Consider the following 17,846-nt stretch of genomic DNA (forward strand, 5'->3'; position numbering starts at 1 on the left):
CCTGACCGAGACCGCAGCCGGGGGAGCCGAGGATGATCACCGTTGTGGGCGAGGCGCTCGCCGACCTGATCGCGGACCGCGACGGCCGCACCTTCACCGCGCACCCCGGCGGCAGCCCCGCCAACGTCGCGCTCGGACTGTCCCGGCTCGGGACCCCCTCGGTGCTGGGCACCCGCATCGGCGCCGACCTGTTCGGCGCCATGGTCGGCGACCACCTCCGGGAGTCCGGTGTGGACCTCCGCCCCCTGCCCGCCCCCACCGCCGACACCAGCGTCGCCTTCGCCGCCACCGACGCCGACGGCATGGCCCGCTACGACTTCCGCATCTCCTGGGACATCACCGGGGTGCCGCCGGTGGACGGGTCCGAGTGCCTGCACACCGGCTCCCTGGCCACCCTCCTCGAGCCGGGCGCAGGCGTCGTCGAGGCCGCGATGGCCGCCGCCGCCACCACGTCGTACGACCCCAACGTCCGCCCGTCCCTGTCGGGCTCCCCGGAGCACGAGCGCGCCCGGGTGGAACGCCAGGTGGCGCTCTCGGACGTGGTCAAGGTCAGCGAGGAGGACCTGGCCTGGCTGCACCCCGACGAGGACCCGGTCGACCGCGCCCGCCACTGGCTGGCCCTGGGCCCGGCGCTCGTGGTCGTCACCCTCGGCCCCCGCGGCGCCCACGCCCTCACGGCCGCCCACTCCCTCCACCGCCCCGGCCCCCCGACCACCGTCGTCGACACCGTGGGCGCGGGCGACGCCTTCACCGCGGGCCTGCTGCACTGGCTCTCCCGAGCCGACCTCCTCGACGGCGCCCACGGGTCGATCGCCGACCTGCCCCAGGACGGCCTCGCCGCCGCCCTGGACTTCGCCAACGCGGTCGCCGCCATCACCTGCTCCCGCGCGGGCGCGGACCCGCCCACCGCGCCGGAACTGGGCGAGGCCCGCTCCCTCCTGCCCGCCCGCTAGGCGGGCGCCTGCGCCGGAGTTGCCCTGTTCGGGTGCGTCGTGGGCCAACCGGTGGATCGCCCACTCCGCGTTGATCTAGAGTGGCGGCCACTCAGCGTCACTCGCTCGGCCTCGTCCGTCACTGGAGACACCATGCCCTTCGAGCACCCGCACGGCGAGAGGCGTCGCGCGGTGCTCGACCTGGACGTCCCCACGCAGGCACGGGTGGCCGACGCGCTGGTGGGCGGCCGGGACAACTACGCCGTCGACCGCGAACTGGTCGACCGGCTGCTGCGCCTGGCCCCGGAGGCCTCGACGGTGGCTCGCGAGCACCGCGCGTTCGTCGCCCGCGCCCTGCGGACGCTGGTCAGGCAGTTCGGCGTCGACCAGTTCGTCGACCTGGGCGCTGGCATGCCGATCCCGGAGGAGACACACCGGATCGTGCAGCGCCACAACCCCGAGGCCAGGGTGGTCTACCTCGACAACGACCCGATCGTCGTCGCCACCGGCCGCGCCCTCCTGGAGGAGAACGAGCGCACCCACGTCGTCGACGCGGACCTGTCCGACCCCGAGACGGCCCTGTACACCCCCGGCCTGGCCCTGCTCGACCGCACCCGCCCGATCGCCCTCATCCTCGCCGACGTCCTCCCGCACATAGACGACGACACAACGGCACGCGAGACCGTCACCGCCTGGCTCGACGCGGTCCCCCCGGGCTCCTACCTGGTACTGACCCACCACCACGACCCAGCCGACGGCGGCCCAGCCAGCGCGCTGGCCCAGGCCATCCGCGCCGAGTTCCACGGCACCCCCGTGGCCACCAAGCACCGCACCCGCCCACAAATCGAGGCCTTCCTCCAAGGCCTCACCCCCCTACCCCCCGGCCTGGTCCCCCTCCACACCTGGTGGCCCGACGGCCCCCGTGAAACCCCCGTACCCCCCCTCAACCTCCTGCGCCTAGGCGCGGTAGCGATGAAGCCCTAACGCTCACCAACATCCCCAACACAAACCCTCACCCCTCCTCCCGAACCCGAGCGGCCAACAACGTCCCCCCCGCCATAGCCCCCGGGAAGACCACCAACGCCACCAACGGAACCAGGCACAACAGATACACCGGCACAGCGAACCCCAACGTCATCGCCCGCCGCCGCCCCAGCGCCCGCCGCCGCTCCCGCAGACTCACCCCCCGCCGCACAAACGGGATCGCGCACAGCTCCACCCCCAGCAGCCAAGCCCCCACGAACACCCCGACCACTGGCACGACGGTCTGCCCCAACACCGGGATGAACCCCGCCACGAACAACCCCAGCCCGAACAGGACCGCCATCCCCGCCAGCCGCACCCCGTCCCGCAACCCCATCCACGCCGCCCGGCCCCACCCGATCCGCTGCGCCTCCGGGACCCCGCCCAGCTCCCTGTCCTCGACCTCCTCGGCGATGCTCTCGTAGAACGGCGACCCGATGATCAGCGTCAGCGCGCTGAACGCCACCATCCCCAGCGCCGCCGCCCCGATGACGACCCCGATCCCCATCGCCGTGCGCAGCGCGGCGCGCCACACCTCGGACCAGTCGTCGGCGAACGGCGTGGCCCACTCGACGATCCCCCCGATCCCCAGCGCCAGCGAGACCAGCGCGGCGAACAACACCACGCTCGTCACCAGCACCGGGAGCGCCCCGCGCACCAACAGCCCACCCGAGCCCAGCACCAGCCGCACCCCGCGCGCCAGCAGCCCGACACCCGTTCCGAAGTCCCGCACAACGTTGATCACACGCGCAGTCTAGGAAACCCCGCCGCGCCCGGGTCGGGCGCGCCTTGACTTCAAGTTAACTCGAAGTCTTATCGTGGTTCGGACGACAAGGGAGGGCACGTCAGATGGACATGCAGATGACGGCGTGGACGGCGCTCTACAGCGCCTCGCGCACCTCGGCGGGCGGGCGGGTCCCGTCCGGGGCCACGGCCCGGCGCGTGTTCGGCATCGCCAAGGAACGCCTGCCCCGGCTGGTGGCGTTCCTGGTCACCGGTGTCGCGCTGGCGGTGCTGGCCGTGGCCTCGCCGCTGCTGGCGGGCCAGGTGGTCAACCGCATCGTGGCGGGCGACCCGGGCGGCGCGGTGATCGGCCTCGCGCTGGTCATCGCCGCGGTGGCGGTCGCCGAGGCGGGCCTGGGCCTGCTGTCGCGGTGGCTGTCGTCGGGGATCGGGGAGGGGCTGATCCTGGACCTGCGCTCGCGGGTGTTCGACCACGTGCAGCGGATGCCGGTCGCCTTCTTCACCCGCACCCGCACCGGGGCGCTGGTCAGCAGGCTCAACAACGACGTGCTCGGCGCGCAGCGCGCGTTCAGCGACACCCTGTCCGGTGTGGTGACCAACGTGGTCACGCTGGTGCTGACGCTGGTGGTCATGCTCAGCATCTCCTGGCAGGTCACGCTGCTGGCGCTGGTGCTGCTGCCGGTGTTCGTGCTGCCCGCCCGCCGGATCGGGCGCCGGGTGGCCGACCTGCGCCGGGAGGCCGCCGACCTGGACGCGGCGATGCTGGCGCAGATGACCGAGCGGTTCTCCGCGCCGGGCGCCACGCTGGTCAAGCTGTTCGGCCGCCCCGCCCAGGAGTCCGGGGAGTTCCGCGACCGGGCCAGCCGGGTCCGCGACATCGGGGTGCGCTCGGCGATGGTGCAGACGGTGTTCGTCACCGCGCTGACCCTGGTCTCGGCGCTCGCGCTGGCGCTGGTCTACGGCCTGGGCGGGCGGCTGGCGGTCGCGGGCTCGCTGGACGCGGGGGCCGTGGTGTCGCTGGCGCTGCTGCTCACCCGGCTGTACTCGCCGCTGACGGCGCTGGCCAACGCCCGCCTGGAGGTCATGACCGCGCTGGTCAGCTTCGAGCGGGTCTTCGAGATCCTCGACCTGCCGCCGCTGATCACCGACAAGGCCGACGCGCGCCCGGTGCCCGACGGTCCGGTGGCGGTGGAGTTCGACGACGTGCGCTTCGCCTACCCGTCGCCGGAGAAGGTGTCGCTGGCGTCGCTGGAGGAGGTCGCCACCCTCGACACGCGGGGCGGGGAGCCGGTGCTGCACGGCATCAGCTTCCGCGCCGAGCCGGGGCAGATGGTCGCCCTCGTCGGCTCGTCCGGGGCGGGCAAGTCGACCATCGCGTCGCTGGTCCCGCGCCTCTACGACCCGGACGCGGGCGCGGTGCGGCTGGCCGGGGCCGACGTCCGCGACCTGACCGCCGAGTCCGTGCGGGCCACCGTCGGCATGGTCACCCAGGACGGGCACCTGTTCCACGACACCATCCGCGCCAACCTGGCCTTCGCCAGGCCCGGCGCCGACGACACCGACATCTGGCAGGCGCTGCGCCGGGCGCGGCTGGCCGAGCTGGTCGAGTCGCTGCCCGACGGCCTCGACACGGTGGTCGGCGAGCGCGGCTACCGGCTCTCCGGCGGCGAGCGGCAGCGGCTGACCATCGCCAGGCTGCTGCTGGCCAGGCAGCGGGTGGTCATCCTGGACGAGGCGACCGCGCACCTGGACTCCACCTCGGAGGCCGCGGTGCAGGAGGCGCTCGACGAGGCGCTGTCCGGGCGCACCGCGATCGTCATCGCCCACCGGCTCTCGACGGTCCGCGCCGCGGACAAGATCCTGGTGGTCGAGGCGGGCCGGGTCGTCGAGGAGGGCACGCACGAGCGGTTGCTGGCCCTGTCCGGCCGCTACGCCGACCTCTACCGCACCCAGTTCGCCCAGGACAAGGCGGTCACGGTCGCCTGAGCACGACCGCTCACCCGCCGAAGCGCATGTCGAACCCGGTCATCGACGCGCTGAACGCGGGTGAGCGGCCCGCCAGGAAGCCCAGCGGCCCGTCGGCCCGGACGTCCCAGTCGACCCGCCCCAGCCGCACCCGGGCCGTCGACCGCACCCGGCTGACCTTCAACGCCCCCGCGAGCGTCTGCGCGACGGAGAACCCGACCGGCAACCGCCCCGGCAGCCGCGCGCCGGGGACGACCCTGGCCCGCGCGATCCCCGCCGCGGTCCACTCGCGACCCTCCACCGCGAACTCGGCCAGGTCCTTCGGGATGCCCCACAGCGCCCGCCCGCCGTCACGCGACTCGGGGCTGTCGACCCAGATGTCGGTGATGGTCGGCAGCAGCCGCAAGCCCTTGCGCACCAACACCGTCGCCATCAGCTCGCGGTAGGTCAGCACGCTGCCCTCCCGGTAGTCCACCCAGGCCGTGCCGACCACCGCGAACGGGCCGACGCGCACCACCGACACCCCCTCGGGGACGTCGAACCCGCCGCGCACGAACCACACCGACAGGTGCAGGTCGCCGCGCAGCGCCCACGGCTCAGGGGGGTAGGTCACAGCTCCTCCTTCGGGAACAGCGGCAGCAGGGCGCCCGGCGCGGTGGCGGGGACGACGGGGGAGCGCGGCGCGATCGGCGAGACCCGCTCGTAGGCGGCGCCGACGGCGGGCCGGGCGTCGGCCTCGCCCTTGTTCGGCCACAGCGCCATCGCCCGCTCGGCCTGCGCGGTGATGGTCAGCGACGGGTTGACCCCGAGGTTGGCCGACACCGTGGACCCGTCGACCACGTGCAGCCCTTGGTAGCCGTAGAGCCGCTGGTAGGCGTCGACGACGCCGGTCGCGGGGGAGTCGCCGATCGCGCAGCCGCCGATGAAGTGCCCGGTGACCGGCATGTCGGCCCAGTCGGCCCAGGTGCCGCCCGCGATCCCGTCGATCTTGTCCGCCACCCGGCGCGCCACGTCGTGCCCGGCCGGGATCCACGACGGGTTGGGCAGCCCCTCGCCCTGGCGGCTCGAGAGCATCCCCCACCGGCGGAACGTGGTCACCGAGTTGTCCAGCGACTGCATCACCAGCAGCACGATCGTCTGCTCCGACCAGTGGCGCGGGTCGTGCTGGCGGGGCAGGTCGCGCCGCCGCCGCCACAGCTCCCGCAGCCCGCGGGCCCACCGCGACCGCCCGCCGTCGACGAGCACGGTCCCCAGCAGCGCCAGCGCGTTGCTGCCCCTGCCGTAGCGCACCGGCTCGACGTGGGTGTCCGGGTCGGGGTGGATGGAGGAGGTGATGGCGACCCCGCGCGAGTAGTCCACATCGGACTTGCGGGCGCGGGCGGCCAGGATCGCCTCGGAGTTGGTGCGGCTCAGGTAGCCCACCCGCCGCGAGATCCGGGGCAGCGTGGTGGCGCGCAGCTTGTGCAGCAGCTTCTGCGTGCCCACGGCGGCGGCGGAGAAGACCACCTGCTCGGCGGTGAACGCGCGCTTGCGCAGCCCACCGGTCCGCCGCGTCTCGACCGCGTACCCGCCGTCGACCTCCCGGACGGAGACCACCGTCGTCATCGGGTGCACCGTCGCCCCGGCCTTCTCGGCCAGGTAGAGGTAGTTCTTCACCAGGGTGTTCTTCGCGTTGTGCCTGCACCCGGTCATGCACTCCCCGCAGTGCGTGCACGTGCGCCGGGCCGGGCCCGCGCCGCCGAAGAACGGGTCGGGCACTTCCTCGCCGGGCTTGGCGCCGAACAGCACCCCGACCGGGGTCGGGGTGAACGTGCCCCCGACCCCGATGTCCTCGGCCACCTCCCGCAACACCCGGTCCGCCGCGGTGGTCGCCGGGTTCAGCGTGACCCCGAGCATCCGCTTCGCCTGGTCGTAGTGCGGGGCCAACTCGTCGCGCCAGTCGGTGATGTGCGCCCACTGCCGGTCCCGGTAGAAGGCGTCCGGCGGCTCGTAGAGCGTGTTCGCGTACCCGAGCGATCCGCCCCCGACCCCGCTGCCGGACAGCACGAGCACGTCCCGCAGCGGCGTCATCCGGAAGATCCCGGTGCACCCCAGCCGCGGCGCGAACAGGTAGTCGCGCACGTGCCACGAGTTCTTCGCGAACTCCTCGTCGGCGAACCGCCGCCCCGCCTCCACCACCCCGACCCGGTAGCCCTTCTCGGTCAACCGCAACGCCGAGACGCTGCCGCCGAACCCGGAGCCGATGACGAGCACGTCGTAGTCGAAGCCCATCTCAGCCCCCCGCCGTGAGCTCGAAGTCGGCCAGGTCGGGCGCGGTCGCGCGCCGCCGGTACTCGGTGACCAGGCCCGGCCAGTTCGTCGTGATCCGCCCGGACGCCTCCCGGTACCAGCTGTCGCACGCGGTCCACACCGTCGACCGCAGCCTGCCCTGCACCTCGGCGTCGAAGGCCGCGGCGGCCTCGGCGCGCACCTCGGCCAGCCGCGCGCCCCGCTCGCGCATCGCGCGCAGCACGGTGACCAGGTAGTCGGCCTGGGCCTCCAGCATGCCGATGATCGAGCTGCCGCCCAGGTTGGTGTTGGGCCCGTACATGAGGAACAGGTTCGGGAACCCGGGCACGGTCAGCCCCAGGTGCGCCCGGGCCCCGCCCGCCCACGCCCGCTCCCGCAGGTCCGAGCCGTCCGGCCCGGTGATCCGCAGCGGGGCCAGGAACTCGGTGGTCTGGAAGCCGGTGCCGTAGATGACCACGTCGGCCGGGTGCTCCACGCCGTCGTCGGTGCGCACACCAGCCGGGGTGATCTCGGCGATCCGCTCGGTGACCACGTCGACGTTCGGCTGGGCCAGCGCGGGCAGGTAGTCGTTGGAGAACAGCAGCCGCTTGCAGCCGACGGGGTAGTCCGGCGTCAGCTTCGCGCGCAGCTCGGGGTCGCGCACCCGCAGCCGCAGGTGCGCCCTGGCGGCCAGCTCGACCGCCTTGGTGACGGCGGGCCTGCCGGTCAGCGCGCTGTTGAGCAGCTCGCTCATCCAGAAGATCCCCCGCCTCCCCGCCGCCCGCACCAGCGGGAACCGCCGGAACACCGCGTGGTGCAACCGCGTGTACCCCCGGTCGGGCTTGGGCACGACCCACGGCGGCGTCCGCTGGAAGACGGTCACCCGCGCCGCCTGCTCGCGCACCCTGGGCACGAACTGGACCGCACTCGCCCCGGTCCCGATCACCGCGACCCGCTTGCCCCGCAGGTCGACCCCGTGGTCCCAGCGCGCGGAGTGGAACACGGGCCCGTCAAAGCTCCCCGGAACCGCCGGGTAGGCAGGCCGCGAGAACAACCCCACCGAGGGCACCAGCACATCGGCCGTGAACACCTCGCCCCCGACCGTGTCGACGTGCCACCGCCCGCCCTCGTGCCGCGCCCCGGTCACCTCCACCCCGAACCGCACCAACTCGGTCAGCCCGTGCTCGTCCGCCGTCCGCCGCAGGTAGTCCAGGATGTCCGCCTGCCCCGAGTACCGCCGCGGCCAGTCCCCCCGGGGCGCCCAGGACCACGAGTACAACGGCGACGGCACGTCGCAGGCCGCACCCGGGTAGGTGTTGTCCCGCCACACCCCACCCACCCGGTCGGCCCGCTCCACCACCGTGACCTCGCCGAACCCGGCCCGCCGCAGCGCCGCGGCCGCCCCCAGCCCGCCGAACCCTGCCCCGATCACCAGCACAGACAACTCCGTCATGCCCCCGACGCTAGGACCGCGCGCGGCGGCCGACCAGCCCCTCAGCGGCCCGCCGATTGACCTTTCCGGCCATACTGGGCCGATGAGGGCGTTCGCGCAGGCCGCGGTCCGGCACTGGGACTACCCGCGCGGCGTCGGCGGGGTGCGGGTGATGCTCGACTTCGCCGCCGATCGCGGGGTGCCGGTCACGCCCGTCGACCCGGGGCTGTTGACCCGGCCCGGCGCCGAGGTGCCCGCCGCGGTGGAGCTGGGGGTGGTCCGGGAGCTGGCCGCGGCGCTGCCCGACGGCGGGGTCGACCTGGGGCGGCGCTACCACGTGACCACGTTCGGGATGCTCGGCTACGCCGTGCTCAGCAGCCGGACCCTGGCCGCCGCCGTCGACGTGACCCTGCGCTACCTGGACCTGAGCTACATCTTCTGCCTGCCCCGGGTCACCGCGGACGGAGACCGGGGGCGCCTGGAGCTCGACGACTCGGCGCTGCCCGTCGACGTGGCGGGGTTCCTGGTCGACCGCGACCTCACCGCGATCCTGCAGGTCGTCGGCGAGTTGCTGCCCGGCGGCGTCGGCCTGTCCGGGGTGCGGCTGCGCAGGCCCGCCCCGGCGGGTCCGGTGCACGAGGACGTCCTCGGTCTGACTCCCGAGTACGACGCGGCGGTCAACGCCGTCACCTTCCCCCTCGCCGAGCTGGACCGGCCGCTGCCGCAGGCCGACCCGGTCACCGTCGCCGACTGCGAGGCCCGCTGCCGCGACCTGGTCCAGGCCCGCCGCGCCCGCACCGGGGTCACCGGGGCCGTGCGCGCCGAGCTGGCGGCCGTCGGCGGCATCACCCTGTCGGCGGCCGAGGTCGCCGCCCGGCTGCTGCTCGGCGAGCGGACCCTGCGCCGCCGCCTCGCCGAGGCGGGGACCACCTTCCGCGAGCTGCGCGAGGAGGTGCGCCACGCCCTGGCCGAGGGGCTGCTGACCGACGGCGCGCTACCGATCGCCGATGTCGCCACCCGCGTGGGTTACACCGAATCGGCGAGCTTCATCCGCGCCTTCACCCGCTGGACCGGCCAGACCCCGGCCGCCTTCCGGCGTGCGGTGGCCCATCGTCCACTTCGGAGTTAACGTGTCACCGACGCGCAACCGGGAGGCGCGCGAGACCGAGGGATCGTGGTGGGATGTCCGCTTCCGTCCCCCGCGACGTGCGGGGCATCGCCGAGTCGCTGGTCGACGTCCTCGCCAGGGCGCACCCGCGCCTGGCTCCCGCGGTGGTCGAGACCGTGGTGTTCCAGGCGGCCTGGGAGCTGGCGGGCAACGCCCACCGCCCCGACTCCTTCCGCGGGCAGTTGCACCGCCGGGCGAACGCGCGCCTGCTCGCCATGGCGGGCACCCTGACCCCCATCTCCCGCAGGCGGGCGACCTGAAACACGCCCCCGGCCCACGCCCGATCTGATCGCGACTCCCACCGGACGGGGACTCGAGGACGCGCCCCGGAGCGCCCCCATCCCGGCGCGCCCGACCGGGTCGCCGGAACGACCGGGCGCACCCAGCGGTCGTCCCGGCCCCGCTCGGCCGCGCCGGACGCCCACCAGCCGCTGAGACACCAGCGTCACCTGGTCGTGCCCCCCGGGTCCTAACATCTACCGGACCCGACCCGAGGGAGCGCCCGTGTCCGTGCCCGACCAGCGGCGACCGGTCCAGCGGCCGTTCCTGCCCTGGCCGCGGACCGACCCGGCGGCCACCCTCGCCAGCGCCCGCCGCATCGCCGACGACCTCGCCGACGGCCTGGCCGGGACCGGCGCGCGGGCGGCGGCCAGGGCGGTGCGGCGGCTGCTGGGCGCCGACGCCGTGGGTCTGGCCGACCTGGCGGGCGCGACCACCTGGTCGGGCAGGCCGCCTGCCGAGCGCTGGTCCGAGCTGGTCGACGCGGCCCTGCACCGCGAGACCAGGGCGGGGCGCCCACCGCTGCTCGCCCTGCCGCTGCACGTGCACGACGACCTCGCGGGGGTGCTGGTCGTCTCCGGGCACTGCCGCGGCGGCGACGTGCGCGAGGTCGCCGCGTGGGTGGCCGACGCGCTGGAGCGGGCAGGCCTGGAGGCCTCCGCCGCCCAGGCCGCCCAGGCCGAGCTGCGGGCGCTGCGCGCCGAGATCTCCCCGCACTTCGTCTACAACGCGCTGACCGTGATCTCCTCGCTGGTGCACACCGACCCCGACCGCGCGCACGAGCTGATCCTCGACTTCGCCGACTTCAACCGCTACAGCCTCGCCGGGCACGGCGAGTACACGACCGTCTCCGACGAGTTCCACGCCATCGAGACCTACCTGGCGCTGCAACGCGCCGTCCTCGGCGACCGGCTGCGCGTGCAGGTCCGCGTCGCCCCCGAGGTGCTCGCCGTCGCCCTGCCCTACCTGGTGTTGCAACCGCTGGTCGAGAACGCCGTCCGGCACGGGGTCGAGCCGCGCGGCCGGGGCGGGCTGGTGCAGGTGCGCGGGGAGGCCGAGGGAAGCGACTGCGTCATCACCGTCGAGGACGACGGCGTGGGCATGGACCCCGCGCGCGCGGCCGCGGTGCTGGCCGGGACGGGTCCGGCGGGCAGCGTCGGGCTGGCCAACGTGGACAGGAGGCTGCGCGACGTCTACGGCGCGTGGCACGGCCTGGTGGTGGAGACCGCCGAGGGCGCGGGGACCCGCGTCGTCGTGCGGCTGCCGAGGTTCGCACCGGGGGTGGTGCCGTGAAGGTCCTCGCCGTCGACGACGCGCCGGTGGCGCTCGACGAGCTGTGCAGGCTGCTGCGCGCGGCCCCCGGGGTGGTCGACGTGCGCGCGGCCGACGACGCCCTCGGCGCGCTCAAGGCCATCCAGGCCGACCCGCCGGAGGCGGTGTTCCTCGACATCGCCATGCCCGGCATGACCGGCCTGGAGCTGGCGTCGCTGCTGGCCAAGCTCACCGAGCCCCCGGTCATCGTGTTCGTCACCGCCTTCGACCGCCACGCGGTGTCGGCCTACGGCATCGGCGCCGTCGACTACCTGCTCAAACCCGTCCGCGCCGACCGCCTGGCCGAGGCCCTGGCCCGGGTCCGCCGCCTCACCGCCTCGCGCGCCCTGCCCGCCCCCCGCGCCGCCTCCGCCGCCCCGGACACCATGCCCGCCCTCCCCGTCGAGTCCGAGGGCCGCACCCGCTACGTCCGCCGCACCGACGTCCACTTCGCCGAGGCCCACGGCGACTACGTCCGCCTGCACACCCCCACCGGCGCCCACCTGGTCCGCATGCCCATCTCCCGGCTCCAGGAGTACTGGGAGGACTTCGGCTTCTCCCGGGTCCACCGCGGCTACCTGCTCGCCATCGACGCCGTGCGCGAACTCCGCAGCGACTCGGTCGGCGGCCTGCTCGCCCACACCGACGCGGGCGACGTCCCCGTCAGCCGCCGCAGCGCCCGGGCCCTGCGCGAGCGCCTCCTCGCCGCCGCCCAGCGCGGCGAGCTCGGCCGTCGACGATGAGCGGCCAGGCGGCAGGAACCGCCCACCCCAAGCCGCGCCACCCCGCCCCACCCCCGCCGCGGCAAGATCATCCGGCGCTGGGGACCCCCGATTTCAACGCTACCCGGGACCACCGACGACAACGCCCGTCGACGACCGGGTTGTGCACAGGGGGCCAGGCCGTCCACAGGCCCCGCACCCCGCCCGGCGCCGGGCGGTGGTCGTGAGCAACCAGCGGCGGGTCGCGGTCAGCAGCCCGCAGACGCGGCTCGCGCACGCCAGGCGGCGCCACCACCCCGCGCGGCTCCCACCCACCCTCGACCCCGCCGAGGCCGAGCGCGCCGCCCGGGTCCTCCGGGCCCAGCGCCGCCCCGCCGTGCGCACCCTCGCCGGGCTCGCGGCCCTCCTCTTCGGCCTGCCCCTGCTGCTCTGGGCGCTCCCGGCGCTCGTCGACGTCCGCCTGCTCGGGGTGCCCGCGGCCTGGCTGGCCCTGGTCGTCGTGCCGTTCCCCGTGCTGGTGGGCCTGGCCTGGTGGCACCTCCGGCGCGCCGAACGCGCGGAGGACCCGCCGCCGTGATCGCCGTGCTGGCCGTGGCGCCGGTCGTGCTCGTGACGTTGCTCGTGGGGCTGCGCGGGGTGGCCGCGATGCGGACGACGTCGGACTTCCTGGTCGCCTCGCGGCGGGTGTCGCCGCTGCTGAACTCGGCGGCGGTGTCGGGGGAGTACCTGTCGGCCGCGTCGTTCCTCGGCGTGGCGGGGCTGGTGGTGAAGGACGGGGTCGGGGCGCTGTGGTACCCGGTGGGGTTCACGGCCGGGTACGTGGCGATGCTGGTGCTCGTGGCGGCGCCGATGCGGCGGTCGGGGGCGGTGACGGTGCCGGACTTCGCCGAGGCGCGGTTGGGGTCGCGGCCGCTGCGGCTGCTCAGCGCGGTGGTGGTGCTGGTCATCGCGGGGCTCTACCTGGTGCCGCAGTTCCGCACCGCGGGCCTGGTCCTCACCGCCGTCAGCGGCACGCCGTACTGGGTCGGCGTGGTGATCGCCGCTGTCGTCGCCGCGCTGATCCTGGCCGTCGGGGGGATGCGCGCGGCCACCTACGTGCAGGCGTTCCAGTTCTTCCTCAAGCTCGCGCTGTTCATCGTCCCCGCGCTCTGGCTGCTGTTCGCCGTCGGACCGCAGACCCGCCACGACGCCGTGCACCCCGCCGAGTTCACCCGCTTCGCCCGCGACACCCCGGTCACGTTCAGCCTCGACGTCACCCTTGAGCTGCGCGAACCGGTCACCCTGGGCAACCACACCCACCCACCCGGCGAGCTCACCGCCCGCGCGGGCCAAACCCTGGTCTTCCCCGAGGGCGCCGAGGTCCCCGGCGTGCGCGGCGGCGCCCCGCCCGGCGGTCCGGACTGGCAGCGGCCGCTGCTCGACGACGACGGCCCGCCGCTGCTGAGCACCTGGGCCGTCCTGCTCGCCACCGTCCTCGGCACGATGGGGCTGCCGCACGTGCTCATGCGCCTGCACACCAGCCCCGACGGCCGCGCCGCCCGCCGCACCGCGGCCATCACCGTGGGCCTGCTCAGCGTCTTCTACCTGTTCCCCGGCGTCTACGGGCTGCTCGGCTCGGTCCTGGTGCCGCAGCTCTACCTCACCGGGGCCACCGACACCGCCGTCGTCGCCCTCCCCGCCCAGGTCGACACCGGCACGACCGGCGCGGTCTTCACGACCCTGCTCACCGCCGGGGCCTTCGCCGCGTTCCTGGCCACCTCGCTCGGGCTGCTGCTCGTGGTCGCGGGCGCGATCTCCCACGACCTGCTCCCCGGCGGCGTCCGACGGCTGCGGCTGACCGTCGTCGCGGCCGCCGCCGTGGTCGTGCTGCTCGCCCTGCCCGCCGCGCGGCTGGACGCCGGGGTACTCGTGACCTGGGGGTTCGCCGTCGCCGCCGCCACCTTCTGCCCGCTGCTGGTGCTCGGGGCGTGGTGGACGCGGCTGACCCCCGCCGGGGCCATCGCCGGGGTCTGCGCCGGGCTGCTGGGCACGTGCGGGGCGTTCGCGGTGGTGCTGTTCGGCCCGGGGCTGACCGGCCTGGCCGGGCTGCTGGTCGCCCAGCCCGCGCCGTGGGCGGTGCCGCTCGCCTTCGCCACCATGGTCGGCGTCTCACTGCGCGGCAGGCCACCGGCCTGGGCGGCGCAGGCGATGCTGCGGCTGCACCTGCCCGAGCGCGCCCCGGAGCCGAGCGCACGCCCACCGGCAGGCCGTGACCGGGGCCACTCGTCGTGGCCGACCCGCCGTTCGTCAGCCGTTCGTCGTGTGACACGACGGTTGGGCCGCTGACGGTTCACCTGTTCGAGACGCCTCTTTAGCGTGACCCAGCACACCCTGTGCAAGGAGGCGCGCATGTCAGAGCACCCGCCGGAGGAGCGCGACTGGACGGAGGTCCAGTCCAGCGCCGAGTTCGTCGAACTGCGCAGGCGGCTGCGCGTGTTCGTCTTCCCCGTCTCCGCCGCGTTCCTGCTCTGGTACCTCGGCTACGTGCTGCTCGCCGACTACGCGCACGGCTTCATGGCCACCAAGCTCGTTGGCAACATCAACGTCGGCCTGGTCCTCGGCCTGCTGCAGTTCGTCTCCACCTTCGCCATCACCGGCCTGTACGTGCGCTACGCCAACCGCAAGCTCGACCCGCTGGCGGCCAGGCTGCGCGACTCGATCGAGGGGGAGGGCAAGTGACCGTCCTGGCCCAGGGTGTCGAGGGCAACAACCCCGTGCTCAACATCAGCATCTTCGGCGCGTTCGTCGTGGTGACCCTGGTCGTGGTCTTCCGCGCCAGCCGCAACACCAAGTCCGCCGCCGACTACTACGCGGGCGGCCGGGCCTTCACCGGCCCGCAGAACGGCGTCGCCATCGCGGGCGACTACCTGTCCGCGGCGTCGTTCCTCGGCATCGCGGGCGCCATCGCGGTCAACGGCTACGACGGCTTCCTCTACTCCATCGGCTTCCTCGTCGCCTGGCTGGTGGCGCTGCTGCTGGTCGCGGAGCTGCTGCGCAACACCGGCAAGTTCACCATGGGCGACGTGCTGGCCTTCCGGCTGCGCCAGCGCCCGGTCCGGGCCGCCGCGGCCACCTCGACGCTGATCGTGTCCTTCTTCTACCTGCTGGCCCAGATGGCTGGCGCGGGTGGCCTGGTGGCGCTGCTGCTCGGCATCAGCGACACGGGGATGCAAGCGCTGGTCATCGCCGCCGTCGGCGTCATCATGATCGTGTACGTGCTGGTCGGCGGGATGAAGGGCACCACCTGGGTGCAGATCATCAAGGCCGCGCTGCTCATCGTCGGCGGCGTCGTGATGACGGTGTGGGTGCTGGCCAAGTTCGGGTTCAACCCCTCGGCCCTGCTGCAGGGCGCGGTCGACAAGGCGGGCGCGCTCGGCGAGCAACTGCTGGCCCCCGGCAAGCAGTACGGCAAGACCGAGACCAGCAAGCTCGACTTCCTGTCCCTGGGCATCGCCCTGGTGCTGGGCACCGCGGGCCTGCCGCACGTGCTGATGCGCTTCTACACCGTGCCCACGGCCAAGGAGGCGCGCCGCTCGGTGGTCTGGGCCATCGGCCTGATCGGGCTGTTCTACCTGCTCACCCTGGTGCTCGGCTACGGCGCGGGGGCCCTGGTCGGCCCGGACGTCATCGCCGGGGCCCCCGGCGGGGTCAACTCCGCGGCCCCGCTGCTGGCCCAGGCCCTCGGCGGCCCGGTCCTGCTCGGCATCATCGCCGCGATCGCCTTCGCCACCATCCTCGCCGTGGTCGCGGGCCTGACGATCACCGCGTCGGCCTCCTTCGCCCACGACGTCTACGCCAACGTCCTGCGCAAGGGCAGGACCACCCCGGAGAAGGAGGTCCGGGTCGCCCGGATCACCGCGGTGGTCATCGGCGCGGTCGCCATCGGCGGCGGCATCCTGGCCAACGGCCAGAACGTCGCCTTCCTGGTCGCGCTGGCCTTCGCCGTCGCCGCCTCGGCCAACCTGCCGACGATCCTCTACTCGCTGTTCTGGAAGCGCTTCAACACCAGCGGCGCCCTGTGGAGCATCTACGGCGGCCTGGTCTCGGCCATCGTGCTGATCATCTTCTCCCCGGCGGTCTCCGGCGGGCCCAAGCCGATGATCGAGGGCGTGGACTTCCACTGGTTCCCGCTGGAGAACCCGGGCCTGGTCTCCATCCCGCTCGGCTTCCTCCTGGGCTGGCTCGGCACCGTCCTGTCCAAGGAGAAGGACGACGCCAAGCACGCCGAGATGGAGGTCCGCGCCCTGACCGGCGTCGGCGCCGAGAAGGCCACCAGCCACTAGTCCGAACGGCGTGACCGGGCCCCCGCCGACCGTCGGGGGCCCGTTTCACGTCATGCAGCGCCGGGCATCTGATGCGCATGAAGGTGCATAAGTGCATCCCCGCCCTGCTGCTCACCCTCCTGACGGGCTGCGGCCTGGCGCCCCCCGCCCAGCCCGCGCCCGTGCCGGTGTCCACCCCGGCGCCCGGCGCGGTCTCCACGGTGATCGACGCCCTCGGCGAGCCCCGCCCCGAGGACACCGGGGCCCACTACGACCGCGACGCCTGGGGCGACTGGGCAACCGGCGACAACGGGTGCACCACCCGGGAGCTCGTCCTGCGGCGCGACGGGCGGCAGGTCACCGTCGACGACTCGTGCAGGCCGAGCTGCCCGACCGAGGCGTGCTGGACCAGCCCGTACGACGGCGTCGCCGTCTCCGACGCCCGGGAGCTGCAGATCGACCACATCGTCCCGGTCGCCGAGGCCAACCGCTCCGGTGCGCGGCACTGGAGCGCCGAGCAGCGCCAGGCCTTCTACAACGACCCGGACAACCTGGTGGCCGTGAGCAAGGCGGCCAACAGCCAGAAGAGCGACGACGACCCCGCTGAGTGGCGCCCCGCTGACTCCTACGCCTGCCAGTACGCGACCACCTACGCGACGGTCAAGACCAAGTACGGGCTCGCCGCCGACGCCGACGAGGTGGCCGCGCTGCGGGCCATGGCCACTGCCTGCCCTGCCTCCTGACCTGCCACGAACGCGCACTGTGATCATCGACTGGTCAGAGCGTGACGAACTCCGTCAAGAAAGTGGTCGCGATCACAGAAAGTGGTGTCGGGGTGTGATCGGCGGCCGGAATGGGCACTCGATCGGCCCAACAGGGCCGTTGATCAGCGGAAACGCCGGAAAGGGCGCTCGAGCGCCTGGAGCGGTGTCCGCAGCCGCCCTCGGCTGTCGGCTCGATGAAAACCTGTTGTGCCACAACGGTTTTCGGCGCGGCGTCGAGCTGATCGACCCCCAAGGGGACCCCCGATTTGATCCCTGGTTTGGGCCCGTGTAACTTTATCCAAGTCAGAGCGACACGGGCCGGAGAAACAGCCGGAACGAGCGAAGACAGCAAGACTTGAGGGTCGCGAACCAAGCTCCCAGATGGCTCTGGTAGAGTGGGCACTCTCAACGAGCAAGACAAACAAAGCAAGGCAATACCAGCCGCGGAAGATGCCGTGCTCCTTCGGGGGTCGGTGGAAACGATGAGCGTGTGTTGTTTGAGAACTCAACAGTGTGCCGATTTAAGCCAGTAGAGCTTAAATATGAATATCCCTGTCAGGGATGTTCCTTTGAGATGAATTGATGCCAGTTTAGGTGTCTTTTTGTCAGGTATAACACTCATTCATTATTGGAGAGTTTGATCCTGGCTCAGGACGAACGCTGGCGGCGTGCTTAACACATGCAAGTCGAGCGGTAAGGCCCTTCGGGGTACACGAGCGGCGAACGGGTGAGTAACACGTGGGTAATCTGCCCTGTACTCTGGGATAAGCCTTGGAAACGAGGTCTAATACCGGATACGACCTGTCACCGCATGGTGGTGGGTGGAAAGTTCCGGCGGTATGGGATGAACCCGCGGCCTATCAGCTTGTTGGTGGGGTAATGGCCTACCAAGGCGACGACGGGTAGCCGGCCTGAGAGGGTGACCGGCCACACTGGG

At 73.3% G+C, this 17,846-nt stretch carries 16 protein-coding genes and 1 rRNA gene (1 of these 17 cut by a window edge); 13 read left to right on the plus strand and 4 right to left on the minus strand.

Translation table 11 applies throughout. The features are described from left to right. Positions 1-32: 32 nt before the first annotated feature. Both GCL84_RS18870 and GCL84_RS18875 read left to right on the plus strand, forming a co-directional pair. Positions 33-953, plus strand: coding sequence for a carbohydrate kinase family protein (locus GCL84_RS18870; RefSeq protein ID WP_156756832.1), 921 nt, complete (start codon positions 33-35; stop codon positions 951-953). A gap of 132 nt (positions 954-1,085) precedes the next feature. Next, the gene (locus tag GCL84_RS18875) at positions 1,086-1,916 is read left to right on the plus strand and encodes an SAM-dependent methyltransferase (RefSeq protein ID WP_156756833.1); all 831 of its coding nucleotides are present in this window, start codon (positions 1,086-1,088) and stop codon (positions 1,914-1,916) included. A 28-nt stretch (positions 1,917-1,944) separates the two neighbouring features. Here GCL84_RS18875 and GCL84_RS18880 read toward each other — a convergent pair whose 3' ends face one another. Beyond that, complete coding sequence (locus GCL84_RS18880) at positions 1,945-2,700, minus strand: EI24 domain-containing protein (RefSeq protein WP_156756834.1); 756 nt, start codon at positions 2,698-2,700, stop codon at positions 1,945-1,947. Positions 2,701-2,804: 104 nt separating this feature from the next. Between GCL84_RS18880 and GCL84_RS18885 the strand changes: the two genes are divergently transcribed. Then, on the plus strand, positions 2,805-4,685 hold the full coding sequence (locus GCL84_RS18885; RefSeq protein ID WP_407924409.1) for an ABC transporter ATP-binding protein: 1,881 nt from the start codon (positions 2,805-2,807) through the stop codon (positions 4,683-4,685). A gap of 10 nt (positions 4,686-4,695) precedes the next feature. Here GCL84_RS18885 and GCL84_RS18890 read toward each other — a convergent pair whose 3' ends face one another. From GCL84_RS18890 to GCL84_RS18900, 3 genes are read right to left on the minus strand one after another with little or no spacing between them, the layout of a single operon-like run. Beyond that, entirely contained in the window at positions 4,696-5,277 is a 582-nt protein-coding gene (locus GCL84_RS18890; protein ID WP_156756835.1) for an acetoacetate decarboxylase family protein, read from the minus strand. After that, positions 5,274-6,935 carry an FAD-dependent oxidoreductase gene (locus tag GCL84_RS18895; RefSeq protein ID WP_156756836.1) on the minus strand — a complete coding sequence of 554 codons (1,662 nt, stop codon included), beginning with the start codon at positions 6,933-6,935 and terminating at the stop codon, positions 5,274-5,276. Before GCL84_RS18895 ends, GCL84_RS18890 begins: the two co-directional genes overlap by 4 nt. 1 nt (position 6,936) lies before the next feature. Next, positions 6,937-8,385 (minus strand): flavin-containing monooxygenase, encoded by a 1,449-nt coding sequence (locus GCL84_RS18900; RefSeq protein WP_156756837.1) that lies wholly within the window; start codon positions 8,383-8,385, stop codon positions 6,937-6,939. 82 nt (positions 8,386-8,467) lie between these two features. Here GCL84_RS18900 and GCL84_RS18905 point away from each other — a divergent pair, with 82 nt between their 5' ends. The 10 genes from GCL84_RS18905 to GCL84_RS18950 all read left to right on the plus strand — a co-directional run. Further along, entirely contained in the window at positions 8,468-9,493 is a 1,026-nt protein-coding gene (locus GCL84_RS18905) for an AraC family transcriptional regulator (protein WP_156756838.1), read from the plus strand. A gap of 53 nt (positions 9,494-9,546) precedes the next feature. Then, positions 9,547-9,792 (plus strand): hypothetical protein, encoded by a 246-nt coding sequence (locus GCL84_RS18910; RefSeq protein ID WP_156756839.1) that lies wholly within the window; start codon positions 9,547-9,549, stop codon positions 9,790-9,792. Positions 9,793-10,036: 244 nt separating this feature from the next. Next, positions 10,037-11,104, plus strand: coding sequence for a sensor histidine kinase (locus GCL84_RS18915; RefSeq protein WP_156756840.1), 1,068 nt, complete (start codon positions 10,037-10,039; stop codon positions 11,102-11,104). Then, positions 11,101-11,865 (plus strand): LytR/AlgR family response regulator transcription factor, encoded by a 765-nt coding sequence (locus GCL84_RS18920; protein WP_156756841.1) that lies wholly within the window; start codon positions 11,101-11,103, stop codon positions 11,863-11,865. The genes GCL84_RS18915 and GCL84_RS18920 overlap by 4 nt, the downstream gene beginning before the upstream one ends. A 202-nt stretch (positions 11,866-12,067) precedes the next feature. Further along, a complete protein-coding gene (locus GCL84_RS18925; protein WP_156756842.1) occupies positions 12,068-12,421 on the plus strand; it encodes a hypothetical protein in 354 nt (117 codons plus the stop codon). Next, on the plus strand, positions 12,418-14,169 hold the full coding sequence (locus GCL84_RS18930; protein ID WP_156756843.1) for a sodium/solute symporter: 1,752 nt from the start codon (positions 12,418-12,420) through the stop codon (positions 14,167-14,169). The genes GCL84_RS18925 and GCL84_RS18930 overlap by 4 nt, the downstream gene beginning before the upstream one ends. Before the next feature lie 63 nt (positions 14,170-14,232). Beyond that, entirely contained in the window at positions 14,233-14,562 is a 330-nt protein-coding gene (locus GCL84_RS18935; protein WP_156756844.1) for a DUF485 domain-containing protein, read from the plus strand. Then, a complete protein-coding gene (locus GCL84_RS18940; protein WP_156756845.1) occupies positions 14,559-16,166 on the plus strand; it encodes a solute symporter family protein in 1,608 nt (535 codons plus the stop codon). The genes GCL84_RS18935 and GCL84_RS18940 overlap by 4 nt, the downstream gene beginning before the upstream one ends. A 77-nt stretch (positions 16,167-16,243) precedes the next feature. Then, the gene (locus GCL84_RS18945) at positions 16,244-16,888 is read left to right on the plus strand and encodes an HNH endonuclease family protein (RefSeq protein ID WP_197523349.1); all 645 of its coding nucleotides are present in this window, start codon (positions 16,244-16,246) and stop codon (positions 16,886-16,888) included. 646 nt (positions 16,889-17,534) lie between these two features. Further along, positions 17,535-17,846 (plus strand): 16S ribosomal RNA (locus GCL84_RS18950); it runs 1,206 nt beyond the window's last position.

The organism is Actinokineospora pegani (genome assembly GCF_009745975.1).
Lineage (GTDB): Bacteria > Actinomycetota > Actinomycetes > Mycobacteriales > Pseudonocardiaceae > Actinokineospora > Actinokineospora pegani.

What these genes read in the sequence shown, in the direction of transcription:
- GCL84_RS18870 (WP_156756832.1), top strand. Translation starts at nt 33, where the DNA reads ATGATCACCGTTGTGGGCGAGGCGCTCGCCGACCTGATCGCGGACCGC.
- GCL84_RS18875 (WP_156756833.1), top strand. Translation starts at nt 1,086, where the DNA reads ATGCCCTTCGAGCACCCGCACGGCGAGAGGCGTCGCGCGGTGCTCGAC.
- GCL84_RS18885 (WP_407924409.1), top strand. Translation starts at nt 2,805, where the DNA reads ATGGACATGCAGATGACGGCGTGGACGGCGCTCTACAGCGCCTCGCGC.
- GCL84_RS18895 (WP_156756836.1), bottom strand. Translation starts at nt 6,935, where the DNA reads ATGGGCTTCGACTACGACGTGCTCGTCATCGGCTCCGGGTTCGGCGGC.
- GCL84_RS18900 (WP_156756837.1), bottom strand. Translation starts at nt 8,385, where the DNA reads ATGACGGAGTTGTCTGTGCTGGTGATCGGGGCAGGGTTCGGCGGGCTG.
- GCL84_RS18905 (WP_156756838.1), top strand. Translation starts at nt 8,468, where the DNA reads ATGAGGGCGTTCGCGCAGGCCGCGGTCCGGCACTGGGACTACCCGCGC.
- GCL84_RS18910 (WP_156756839.1), top strand. Translation starts at nt 9,547, where the DNA reads ATGTCCGCTTCCGTCCCCCGCGACGTGCGGGGCATCGCCGAGTCGCTG.
- GCL84_RS18935 (WP_156756844.1), top strand. Translation starts at nt 14,233, where the DNA reads ATGTCAGAGCACCCGCCGGAGGAGCGCGACTGGACGGAGGTCCAGTCC.
- GCL84_RS18945 (WP_197523349.1), top strand. Translation starts at nt 16,244, where the DNA reads ATGAAGGTGCATAAGTGCATCCCCGCCCTGCTGCTCACCCTCCTGACG.